The organism is Allobaculum fili, from assembly GCF_020969955.1.
In the GTDB taxonomy this organism is placed as follows: domain Bacteria; phylum Bacillota_I; class Bacilli_A; order Erysipelotrichales; family Erysipelotrichaceae; genus Allobaculum; species Allobaculum fili.
In genome coordinates this window covers 54,182-65,276 of sequence record NZ_JAHDSX010000010.1, presented here as the reverse complement: position 1 = coordinate 65,276, position 11,095 = coordinate 54,182, and the positions used below count along the sequence as shown (strand labels likewise).

The window sequence follows — 11,095 nt, the reverse complement described above, 5'->3', positions numbered from 1 at the left end:
GTCAATAGATTTTTAGAAAAAAGTGAAAAAACTCGAATCATTCGAGATTTGACTTGAAGAGTAGAAAAAAGACCACATCACTGCTTAACGCTGATGTGGTCTGAGAAATCTTAACTTAATGACATTGGCTTAAATCCGTATGATAGAGAACGTCATAGTTTAATCGGTCAGCCGCAATCGGGTTGTTTACGTAATTATCTTTATAGGTATTCCAGTTGGCGGACAATTTCTTCGGACAAAGGACAAGAACGCTCTTATTGCGATTCTCGTAGTACTTGATGACAGACAGGGCTGTGAAGGTTTTTCCCAGACCGACACTGTCTGCCAGGATGCAGCCGTTATATTTCTCCAGCTTGTTGATGATTGCCAGAGCCGCATCCTTCTGAAAGTCATAAAGCATATTCCAGACTTTGCTCTGCTTGAATCCAGTGGCTTCATTGGGGAGAACGTCTTCAGAGATGTCCGACAGAAATTCGTTAAAGATGTTATACAGGATGACGTAATAGATGAACTCCGGTGAATTCTCGACATAAGCGGAGGATATGCTCTGGACGATTTCATCTGTTACATCCTGGACTCTGGAATCGTCGCTCCAGACTGAATTGAAGTTTTGCAGGTAAGATGTCGAAAATGGAGTATCTGCTTTTGTGGTTATATTGAACGCATAGTTACCCCGTTCACAGCCCAGGTCAGCAGTCGAGAATGCATTGACTGGAAAATAGACCTGATCTTCTTCTCCGGGAGCAGAAACAATGATATTTCCGGACATTGTTTCGTTTCCGGTCATCGATTTGAACTTGCATTTCTTCTGAATCCAGTCGGCGCATTCTTTAGCAATAGCCTTTTGATTCATTTCGTTGCGCAGCTTGATCTCATATTCTGTTCCATATAGATTTCGTTCTCGGTTCAATTTGGGAATATAAAATTCTCTTTGGGCTTTTTTCTCTCCTTTTTCATCTGGAAGGAAGGTGGGGGAGGTGAAAATAAAACGAAGCTCATCGATCTGGCCTAATTCCTTCTTCAGTTCTCTGAAGGCATAAATCGAAAAATAAGCTGCAGCAATTGAAACTTTGCTGCCTTTTTTGATCGTGGTTTTCAGGTCATCTCTGAGGAGTTCATTTTTGTTATCGATCTGTTTCATCTGCATAGTCATAATTCAAGCCTCCTCATCGTTCACGTCCTGATTTTTAAATTCAATTCAACACTTGTATTTTGACCGGTATGACAAAAGCCCACAAGACGAAATTGGCCGATTCCGCAGAAGGTTTCTGCAGAACCGGCCCCTGTTAACAACAATATAAAGATTGGTTTATTCGTCCCTTTGATATAAAAGGTGTCCTAATCTGTTTAGCGATACCATCTTGATATAGCTTTTTGCCGATCACTACATCAAACTTTTTCTGGCTCATATCTATTCCTTCTTTCCTTTCAATCTCTTTGTATCGAATCGTTTTTTTCGCTCTCCACTTTCGTACTTTACAAAGTGGAGCTTTTTCTTCTGGTTTGTCTTCAATATCGAAAAGGGTCATCTGCTCAAAGACCGGCTGCGGAACACCCAATGGGACAGTTCCATTCAAGCCGTCCATCTGCCAGAAATTCCAAGTGATGATGTTTGTGATTACAGTAAGAAGATCCTTATCGACTTCTTTGTCCCAAATGCTCTGGCAGTAGTCAACAAAGGTCATGAGCAGGTTGATACGGCCAATGAGTAAATTGTCGCCCTGGTACTCATAGCCGTACACACTTTCATAGGCGCGCGTCGCCCACTTAATCCAGTCTTCTTCATTGTCTGTGTTCTCGGTCACAACCCGCAGCTTTCGATCAAGAATCCCAATTCGCGCTTCAACAGGAATGATCTCTCCGGTTGAGGCGTTGTATCGGGAAACGATGAATGGTGCTTCGCCACAGGTGATTTCAAGAACGGATCGGTCAACGTAGTCTTTCCACTTCTTACCTTTGAAATCGATCTTTTCGGTTTTTGTCTCTCAGGTTTGATCTTTTTCAACATTGAATACGTCAGGACTTCCGAACCATTCTTCATCGAGGTGATTCACCATTTTGTTGACGATCCAGGATGGAGTGAACACTTCTGCCTTCGATTTGGTCCGTTGCTGCTGCGTTTCAAGTGCTTTAAATGCTCTTGGCTGAATGAGGACCGGATTAATTCCGGCCAGTGCACCAGGAGTAATTTCAAAACGATCGCAGTAATTCTTTCCATATTCACTGTAGCCATCCGTTGCCAGATGATTCGCTTGCCTGTCGTCTTATCAATCAACAGCTTATCCAGGATCATATCGAGAGGATAACGTCTGAATTCAATCAGTTTTTCCAAAGCGTATCCTCTCCCTTCATCCACTTGTTTTTGATTTGAACTGTTAAGAATAGTGTAACATTGTTTCATTCTTTATTTTTCGCTCCCTATGAACAAGCTCAGGTACATGTAACCATACCTGAGCTTGTTTTAGTCCTTCCTATAGAACGAGCACTCATACCATCCGCATTCAGCACCAGCCCTTCAGCCCAGTCAGGCACTCCGCTCATCAGCTTGCAGACTTCTTCAACCGAATTTCTTTCATCAGCTTCAATGATCACCTCGTCATGGACGTGAGCGACGATTCTCATCTCGCTCATTCTCCGCATGCTCTCCATCAGAAGATCTCTGGCGCCGCCTGAACAATATTCTCCACAAACTTGGGACCGTAGCTTTCAAGCCGCTCCCATTTTTTCGTAGTCCAAAAAAATTCAGGGTACAGCTAGCTTTAAGCTGTACCCTGAATTTTTAATTACGAGCCTCACCACCTAATGTATTGTGCCTTCATTTCCCCCTTCGTTTCTTTCTTCGCTTCTTTCTTCGCTGCGCAGCGGATCCGGCTCGCCATGCCGACCTGCGGCCAGTCCGGCGAAGAGGATTAACGGATCCATGAATCAGGCAGACAAACGGAAAAAGAGCTTTTTCTTCCCGGCATGCGAACAGAAAAAGCTCCTGATCTATAAAGAATTCTGATTTAGAGAGAATCGGTAACCGACAGACGGTTGATCGCACGCCGCATGGCCAGTTCGGCCCGGCGCATCTGATCGAGATCTCCCTGTTTCTCCATGCGTTTTCTGGCTCTTTCCAAAGCCGCTTTGGCACGCGGAATATCGATTTCCGCCTTGCCTTCAATAGCATCCGTCAGCAGTCTGGCTTCATCGCCGTAGAACTGGAGAATGCCGCCGGAAATGGCGTACACCTGCTCCTGTCCGGAGGCGACATGAATGACCAGCTTGCAGGGAACGAGAGAAAAAACGACGGGAACATGGTTGGGCAGAATCGTAAATTCGCCCAGCACGCTTTTGGCGTGAATGCTTGAAACCGTTTCTTCCAGATAGCGGCCGTTCGGCGTGACTACACGCAGTTTGATCACTTGGATTCTTCCTCAATCTTTCTGGCTTTTTCAACCGCTTCCTCAATGGAGCCGACAAACATGAAGGCCTGTTCAGGAAGGTCATCGTACTTGCCGGAAAGCAGTTTTTCAAAGGAGTCGATCGTGGTTTCAAGCGGTACATAGACTCCCTTGATACCGGAGAAGACTTCCGCTACGTGGAAGGGCTGAGAAAGGAAGTTACGAACGCGGCGTGCGCGGTTAACGATCTTCTTGTCTTCCTCGGAAAGTTCGTCCATACCAAGAATCGCGATGATATCCTGCAGTTCATTGTATTTCTGCAGAATTTCCTGTACGCCTCGCGCCACTTTATAGTGACGTTCGCCGATTACGATCGGATCCAGCATACGCGAACTCGATTCCAGCGGATCCACCGCCGGGAAGATACCCAGCGCCGCGATGGAACGGTCAAGTACCGTCTTGGCATCCAGATGGGAGAAGGTTGTCGCCGGAGCCGGGTCCGTCAGGTCATCGGCCGGTACATAGACCGCCTGAATCGAAGTGATGGATCCTTCCTTCGTCGAAGTGATACGCTCCTGCAGCTGACCCATTTCGGTCGCCAGCGTCGGCTGATAGCCTACGGCCGAAGGAACACGGCCAAGCAGAGCGGATACTTCGGATCCCGCCTGGGTAAAACGGAAAATGTTATCGATAAACAGAAGAACATCCTGATGTTCCACATCACGGAAGTATTCCGCCATGGTCAGACCCGTCAGGCCTACGCGCATACGGGCGCCTGGGGATTCGTTCATCTGACCGTAAACGAGTACGGTTTTATCGAGAACGCCGGAGTCTTTCATTTCGTAGTACATGTCGTTGCCTTCACGGGTTCTCTCCCCTACGCCGACAACGACGGATTTGCCGCCGTGTTCCGAAGCGATATTGTGAATCAGCTCCTGAATCAGTACGGTTTTGCCGACACCGGCACCGCCGAAGAGGCCGATTTTACCGCCTCGGGCGTACGGAGTCAGCAGGTCAATAACCTTAATTCCGGTTTCAAGAACAGCCGATGTCGTCGACTGCTCGTCAAATTTTGGAGCCGGACGATGAATCGGCATGGTCTGTCTGGCATTGACCGGTCCGAGTTCATCAATCGGTTCTCCGAGCACGTTGAACATGCGTCCAAGCACTTCCTCACCGACCGGTGCCTGAATCGGCTTGCCGGTATCGATGGCGTCCATGCCGCGGACGAGTCCGTCGGTGCTGCCCATCGCAATGCATCGAACGAGGTCGTTGCCAATTCCCTGGGAAACCTCAACGGTCAGCGAAGTCCCGTCGGATTTGGGAATCTTGATTGCGGTAAGCAGATCCGGAAGCTTGCTGTCGGGAAACCGAATGTCGACTACAGGGCCGACAATCTGGGTTACGACCCCGGTATTTTTTGTTTCGTCTTTCGCATCCATAAGCGATTTGCGTCCTTTCTACTTCAGGGCGTTGGCACCGCCAACGATTTCTGTAATTTCCTGGGTGATGGCGCTCTGGCGGACACGGTTGTACTCGAGGTTGAGTTTCTCTTCGAGTTCTTCCGCGTTGTCGGTCGCGCTTTCCATGGCCATGCGCCGGCTGGCCTGCTCGCTGGTCTTGCTTTCCATGTATTTGGAATACAGAACCGATTTTGCGATCATCGGAATCAGCTGCGCAAGCATTTCTTCCTTGCCAGGCTCAAAGAGCATTTCCGCATGCACCTTCGACTCCTCTTCGGACTTTTCCGGTTTCTGCGGGGGAAGCAGGGTGAGTACTTCCGGCTCGAACGTCAGCGTATTGACATAGCGGGTATAGAGAACCCGAATGGCACCGACTTTTCCCTCGTCGTATTCTTTCAGCGCCAGATCGGCATAGCGGGCAAGTTCTGCATACGCATCTTCCTCGCTCATGTCAACCAGACGGCCGAACAGTTCCATATTGCGGCTGTTTGCATACGAGACGCCGTGCGATCCGATCATGACGATCTGATCGCCGTTTTTTACGCACTCGGTCAACAGGCGCTGTACGTTGGCGTTGTAGCCGCCGCAGAGGCCCATATCCGAAGTGATCACAAACAGAAACGACGGCTTGTTTTTATCTTCCTTCAGATACGGCGCTCCGGAATCAGCGTGGGCGAGTACCACCGCCAGCATTTCCTGCAGGGCGTTGGCGTATTCACGGTTGCGCTCCATGGCGGAACGGGTTTTGTTGAGCTTGGCACTGGCGACCATCTGCATGGCGTTGGTGATTTTCTTAGTTGAGCGAACCGAAGCAATCCGGCTTTTAATCGCCTGCTTGCTGGCTGCCATACTAGAGGCCTGCCTTTACTTTATAGTCCGCAAGAAAGTCGTTCATCAGCGCTTTGATGCGGCTGGTCAGATCATCATCCAGAGCTTTTTTCTCGGCGATTTCTTCGAGGATTTCCGGATGTTCGGACTTGAAGAACAGAAGCATTTTTTCTTCGAAGTCTTCAACGGAATCCACCGGGATATCCTTAAGGAATTTATATTTGCCCGAGAACAGAGAAAGGACTTCTTCCGGCATTGGCATTGGCGAGTACTGCTTCTGAACGAGCAGACGCGTCAGACGGTTGCCGTGGTTCAGAACTTCGGCCGTAGCGGCATCGAGGTCGGAACCGAATTTGGAGAAGGCTTCCATTTCCGCAAACTGAGCCAGTTCCAGTTTCAGCGAGCCGGATACCTGCTTCATGGCCTTAACCTGCGCAGCGGATCCGACACGGGATACGGAAAGACCCGAGTCAACGGCTGGACGAAGACCGGCGTTGAACATGTCGGTCTTTAAGAAGATCTGACCGTCGGTAATGGAAATTACATTGGTCGGAATGTAGGCGGCAATATCGCCGGCCTGCGTTTCAATGATCGGCAGCGCGGTCAGAGATCCGCCGCCGTGCTTTTCATTCAGACGGGCTGCCCGTTCGAGCAGTCTGGAATGGAGATAGAAGACGTCGCCGGGGTACGCTTCACGTCCTGGCGGTCTGCGCAGCAGAAGCGCCATGGCGCGGTACGCTACCGCGTGCTTGGACAGATCATCGTAGACGATCAGTACGTCCTTGCCCTGCTCCATCCACTCTTCGCCGATGGCGCAGCCGGAATACGGCGCAATGTACTGCAGAGGCGCCGCTTCGGAAGCCGTGGATACGACAACGGTCGTGTAGTCCATGGCGCCGTGCTGTTTCAGCTTTTCGACAATCTGGGCTACCGTACTGGCTTTCTGACCGATTGCGACATAAATGCAAAGCACATTCTGATCTTTCTGGTTGATGATCGTGTCGACCGCGATCGCGGTTTTACCGGTCTGACGGTCGCCGATGATCAGCTCACGCTGACCGCGGCCGATTGGAATCATCGAGTCGATGATTTTCAGACCGGTCTGCAGAGGAACGGATACGCTCTTACGGGTCATTACGCCGGGCGCTACGCGCTCAACCGGGCGAAGACGTGTGCCTTCGATCGGGCCCTTGCCGTCGATCGGTTCGCCCAGCGCGTTGACTACGCGGCCAAGCATGCCGTCGCCGACCGGCACTTCGACAATATGACCGGTGCGTTTTACGGTATCGCCTTCCTTGATGTCCGGGTTGTCGCTCATCAGTACAACGCCGACCTGATCTTCTTCGAGGTTGAGGACCATGCCGTAGACATCATGCGGGAAGAGGAGCAGCTCCGACATCATCGCGTTTTTCAGTCCATAGACATTGGCGATTCCGTCGCCGACACTCAGTACCGTTCCGCTTTCGTTCATCTCGACTTCTTTATCAACGTTCCGGATCTGTGCTTTGATCAGTTTTGAAATCTCGGAGGGATTTAAACTCATACACATCACCTGCTTCAGCTTTTCAAAAGCTGTTCTTTCATTCTTTCCAGCTTGCCCTGATAGCTCGCATCGAGCACGGCATCAGGGGTACGGATAATCATGCCCGCGATCAGAGACGGATCTTCTGAACACTTCAGGCGGATTTCCGCGCCAAGCTTCTTTTTGAGAGCGGCTTTCAGCCGTTCTTTCTGGTTTTCATCCAGCTTTGCGGCCGACGTCACGTACACGTTCTGAATGTTGTGCAGTTCGTCGAGCAAAGCCCGGTAATCTTCTGCGATTTTTCTTAAGTGTCCGCTCATCGAATGACGGCTGACAATTTTAAGGAAGTCCCCAAATACGGGATGGGTACCATCCTGAAAGAGCTCCAGAAGCAGAGCTTCTTTCTGGGCAGAGGGGACTGCAGGATGAGAAAGCCAGGGCTCGAGCTCCGGGTTTTCATCCATCACCGTTTCCATCTGCTCAAGGTCATGGAAAACGGCATCTTCCTCATGATTTTCCTGGGCAAGAGAAATCAGAGCCTGAGCATAAGGAAGGGCGGTATCTACCATTTGCCTTCACCTGCTTCATCAATCAGATCGTCCAGAATCTTCTTCTGTTTATCGGCATCAATTTCCGAATCCAGGATCTGTCCGGCAGCGGCAATGGCGACATCGGTAATAGCGGCTTTCATTTCGCCCTGCGCACGCAGGCGTTCCTTTTCGATGTCTTCCTTGGCCGCCCGTTCTATGTTGGAAGCCTGTTTCTGTGCCTGATCCAGAATCGAATCCTTTTCCACCAGCGCTTCGCGTCTTGCCTGGTCAATGATTTCATTGGCACGGCTGCCCGCAGCAGCGAGCTGACGGTCGTATTCTTCCTTTTCCTGAAGCGCTTCTTTTTTCAGCGTCTCGGAACTGTCGATGTTGTCCTGAATCAGTTTCTGACGCTTGTTGATAAAGGCCAGAATCTTATCCCAGAAAAAATGTTTGCAGAAGAGAACGATGATGAGTGATGAAATGCATACCAGCAGAACATCCTGCCAGGAAATCCGCAGGTAGTTATCAATATTGAAATCAATCATCGGATCTCACCAGCGGCCTAGCCCTTCACGAAGATGAGCAGAATGGCGATGATCAGCGAGTAAATACCTGTGGTTTCAGCCAGCGCGATACCCAGTACCATGATGGACTGGATTTTACCGGAAGCATCCGGGTTGCGGCCTACGGCTTCCGCACCTTTGGAAGCGGCAATACCCTGACCGATACCAGGGCCAAGACCAGCGATCATGGCGATGCCGGCACCCAGGCAGGCCATTCCTCTTACGAAATCTGCATTGAATTCCATAAAACTGTATTCTCCTTTTCAAATTAAATGGATGGGGATCGAAAGCGCGATCCCGGGGCGGTTCATGCACAGCCATAAAGCTGTGCGCTTTTTCTGTATGTGTACTGTCGTATGTCTGCCCGTGTTTGTGCAGTCCTGACAGCCCTCAAAGGATCAGTCTTCCTGTTCAGCGGTCTGCTGACCGAGGAAGTACGTGCCCAGCGTAAAGAAGATATACGTCTGAATTACGCCGGAGAACACATCAAAGTACATGTGAAGGAACGGCGTAATGGTCAGGCCAAGATATCCCCATGGGGCGATCGATTTGATCAGCGTGTAAATCAGAAGCGAAATAATCGTTCCGGCCAGAATGTTGCCGAAAAGACGCATCGTCAGCGAAACCGGCAGGGCCAGTTCACCGATGATATTCAGCGGCGTAAGCAGCCACATCGGCTCGGTCAGTTCTTTTAAGCGGGCCTTGAGGCCAGCCTTGGTGATTCCGTGAAACTGAATCATCAGAAAGAACATCAGCGCGAGCGTTGCGTTGAAGGAAACATTGGAGGTCGGGTTCTGAAATCCGATCAGACCGGTGAGGTTGGACAGCAGCATGCAGACCATCAGGGTGCCGAACATCGGCAAATAGTGGATGGTCGTTTCTTTCAGGTTGCCCTGAATGACATACAGACACAGGTTGTAAAGCTCTTCAGACCAGTAAACGATGCCTTTTGGAGCTTTGGACGGGTCCGCTTTTTCAATTTTCTTTCCTGCGATCCAGGCGACAATGCCTACGATCAGGCAGATCACAAGCCATACGAGAATGGACTGGTGCAGGGAGAAGTTGAACGAACCGAAGTGAAAAACAATCTGACTGACTTCGCTCATTCAGTCTCCTTTCCGCCGCGCCTGGCGTAAAGCACCAGGGTGGCTTTCTGGATTGCGATGCCTGCCATCAGCCCGAGTACGGGAAGACCTGCAAAAGCCCCCGCAAAAAGCAGGACGGCATACATCAGATACCGAAGCATGTACGAGCCATAGCCTTTGCTCTTCTTGCCCGCGTCCGCACCGGAAAGGTTCCGGGTCGAGAGGGCAATCATGTAAAGGGAAAGCATGGCGCACAATGCTCCATAAAAAATCGCGAACGCGCAAAAAATCCATTGTCTTCCCTGGACAATGAAAAGACTGACTGCGCACGCGACGGCACAAAGAATCAGGGTGGCCTTCCCGCTGTAGCGGAAAAGCTGCCGAAGATCCGGGGACATGGCGTCTATTCCTTTCCGGAAGATTTCTTCTTGTCTTTTTTCTTGTTGCGATACAGCAGAACTAAGAAGCTGCCGATAATCGCATACAGCGTAAAGACAATAATCCAGACAGGGGACATGTTCGTCCAGGAATCAATCAGATACCCGAGCCAGATGCACACGAGCAGATTGACCAGGAGAAACCCGCCGAATTTCATCGGATTCATAGGCTACTTCGTGCCGAAAATACGGTCTCCCGCATCTCCGAGTCCTGGAACGATATAGCCGTTCTCATTGAGATGGTCATCGAGAGCGGCCAGATAAATGTCCACATCCGGATGATGCTTTTCCACCTCGGCTACACCTTCCGGCGCACCGACCAGGCACACCAGCTTGATGTTGGTCGCGCCCTGCCGCTTGACCATGTCAATCGCGGCACAGCTGCTTCCGCCGGTTGCGAGCATCGGGTCAACAACGATCGTCACAGCCTCCGGCATGTTCTTGGGGTACTTTTCAAAGTAAACATGCGGTTCCAGCGTCTTTTCGTCACGGAACAGACCGATGTGGGCCACTTTGGCCGTTGGAATCAGATCGAGAATGCCCTGAGTCATTCCAAGTCCCGCACGCAGAATCGGCACGACAACGACATCCTTGGCCAGCTTGTGACCGGTCATGGTCGTAATCGGCGTTTCGATTTCTGCGTCGTGAAGAGGAAGATCGCGGGTCATTTCATAGACCATCAGCGATCCGATTTCATCAAGGTTATCTCTGAAGTCTTTTGTACTTGTGTTTTTATCACGCATGATCGAAAGCTTGTGCTTGATCAGCGGATGATCAAAAACAGTAAGCAAAGTGAATCACCTTCCTTTATCGAAGACATTATACCAAAACCCGCTCAATTCCCCGGAGATAGCTCAGGGTAAGCAGAGTGAAATTCTTCCATCTCCGATACGGATATTTTTAATACGAATCCATTATGATTATTGCCAGTTTGCCTGTACTTAAATCGTTTTGAACTTTTCTGGAGCGATTGCGGCGCACTGGCCAGTTTCCGATTTTTGCCCAGAGGCAGACCAGCGCGGGGCAAAAGCGCTCGCCATCTCCGGTTTCCAGGCGAAAGCCCGACAAAATCCGCCCGGCTTCCTTCCGTCCAGACAAATCGGAAAAAGACAAAACGGGAAAAGACAAAGCAGGAAAGAACAGGCCGGAAAAGCCGGGGCGGACAAAGATACGGGCATTGGCGAACAAAGTCCGGCTATAAGAAAAGCGGCAGCCTTCTGGAAAACCAGAGACTGCCGCAAAACGGCAAGCCGCTTTAGACAAGCAGCTTTATGAACGAAA

At 50.2% G+C, this 11,095-nt stretch carries 16 protein-coding genes; all 16 read right to left on the bottom strand.

What is annotated here, in order from left to right:
• Positions 1 to 115: 115 nt before the first annotated feature.
• Positions 116 to 1,153 (bottom strand): SNF2-related protein, encoded by a 1,038-nt coding sequence (locus Afil_RS04005; RefSeq protein WP_230267230.1) that lies wholly within the window; start codon positions 1,151 to 1,153, stop codon positions 116 to 118.
• 133 nt (positions 1,154 to 1,286) lie between these two features.
• A complete protein-coding gene (locus Afil_RS04000; protein WP_230267229.1) occupies positions 1,287 to 1,805 on the bottom strand; it encodes a hypothetical protein in 519 nt (172 codons plus the stop codon).
• Positions 1,806 to 2,050: 245 nt separating this feature from the next.
• Complete coding sequence (locus tag Afil_RS03995; protein ID WP_230267228.1) at positions 2,051 to 2,332, bottom strand: hypothetical protein; 282 nt, start codon at positions 2,330 to 2,332, stop codon at positions 2,051 to 2,053.
• Positions 2,333 to 2,430: 98 nt separating this feature from the next.
• On the bottom strand, positions 2,431 to 2,631 hold the full coding sequence (locus Afil_RS03990; RefSeq protein ID WP_230267227.1) for a hypothetical protein: 201 nt from the start codon (positions 2,629 to 2,631) through the stop codon (positions 2,431 to 2,433).
• Positions 2,632 to 3,005: 374 nt separating this feature from the next.
• Entirely contained in the window at positions 3,006 to 3,404 is a 399-nt protein-coding gene (gene atpC / locus Afil_RS03985; protein WP_230267226.1) for an ATP synthase F1 subunit epsilon, read from the bottom strand.
• Entirely contained in the window at positions 3,401 to 4,825 is a 1,425-nt protein-coding gene (atpD, locus tag Afil_RS03980) for a F0F1 ATP synthase subunit beta (protein ID WP_230267225.1), read from the bottom strand. The genes atpC and atpD overlap by 4 nt, the downstream gene beginning before the upstream one ends.
• Before the next feature lie 18 nt (positions 4,826 to 4,843).
• Positions 4,844 to 5,695: an ATP synthase F1 subunit gamma gene (gene atpG / locus Afil_RS03975; protein WP_230267224.1), complete on the bottom strand. Its 852-nt coding sequence runs from the start codon at positions 5,693 to 5,695 to the stop codon at positions 4,844 to 4,846.
• A 1-nt stretch (position 5,696) separates the two neighbouring features.
• Complete coding sequence (gene atpA, locus Afil_RS03970) at positions 5,697 to 7,217, bottom strand: F0F1 ATP synthase subunit alpha (protein WP_230267223.1); 1,521 nt, start codon at positions 7,215 to 7,217, stop codon at positions 5,697 to 5,699.
• A gap of 14 nt (positions 7,218 to 7,231) precedes the next feature.
• Positions 7,232 to 7,765 carry a F0F1 ATP synthase subunit delta gene (locus Afil_RS03965; protein ID WP_230267222.1) on the bottom strand — a complete coding sequence of 178 codons (534 nt, stop codon included), beginning with the start codon at positions 7,763 to 7,765 and terminating at the stop codon, positions 7,232 to 7,234.
• Positions 7,759 to 8,274, bottom strand: a complete 516-nt coding sequence (atpF, locus tag Afil_RS03960) for a F0F1 ATP synthase subunit B (RefSeq protein ID WP_230267221.1) — start codon at positions 8,272 to 8,274, stop codon at positions 7,759 to 7,761. The genes Afil_RS03965 and atpF overlap by 7 nt, the downstream gene beginning before the upstream one ends.
• A gap of 17 nt (positions 8,275 to 8,291) precedes the next feature.
• Complete coding sequence (gene atpE / locus Afil_RS03955; RefSeq protein ID WP_230267220.1) at positions 8,292 to 8,537, bottom strand: ATP synthase F0 subunit C; 246 nt, start codon at positions 8,535 to 8,537, stop codon at positions 8,292 to 8,294.
• Positions 8,538 to 8,690: 153 nt separating this feature from the next.
• A complete protein-coding gene (locus tag Afil_RS03950) occupies positions 8,691 to 9,398 on the bottom strand; it encodes a FoF1 ATP synthase subunit A (protein ID WP_230267219.1) in 708 nt (235 codons plus the stop codon).
• Positions 9,395 to 9,775 carry a hypothetical protein gene (locus Afil_RS03945; RefSeq protein WP_230267218.1) on the bottom strand — a complete coding sequence of 127 codons (381 nt, stop codon included), beginning with the start codon at positions 9,773 to 9,775 and terminating at the stop codon, positions 9,395 to 9,397. Before Afil_RS03945 ends, Afil_RS03950 begins: the two co-directional genes overlap by 4 nt.
• Before the next feature lie 5 nt (positions 9,776 to 9,780).
• On the bottom strand, positions 9,781 to 9,981 hold the full coding sequence (locus tag Afil_RS03940; protein WP_230267217.1) for an AtpZ/AtpI family protein: 201 nt from the start codon (positions 9,979 to 9,981) through the stop codon (positions 9,781 to 9,783).
• 3 nt (positions 9,982 to 9,984) lie between these two features.
• Positions 9,985 to 10,605, bottom strand: a complete 621-nt coding sequence (upp, locus tag Afil_RS03935; RefSeq protein ID WP_230267216.1) for a uracil phosphoribosyltransferase — start codon at positions 10,603 to 10,605, stop codon at positions 9,985 to 9,987.
• Positions 10,606 to 10,714: 109 nt separating this feature from the next.
• On the bottom strand, positions 10,715 to 11,077 hold the full coding sequence (locus Afil_RS03930; protein ID WP_230267215.1) for a hypothetical protein: 363 nt from the start codon (positions 11,075 to 11,077) through the stop codon (positions 10,715 to 10,717).
• Positions 11,078 to 11,095: the final 18 nt, after the last annotated feature.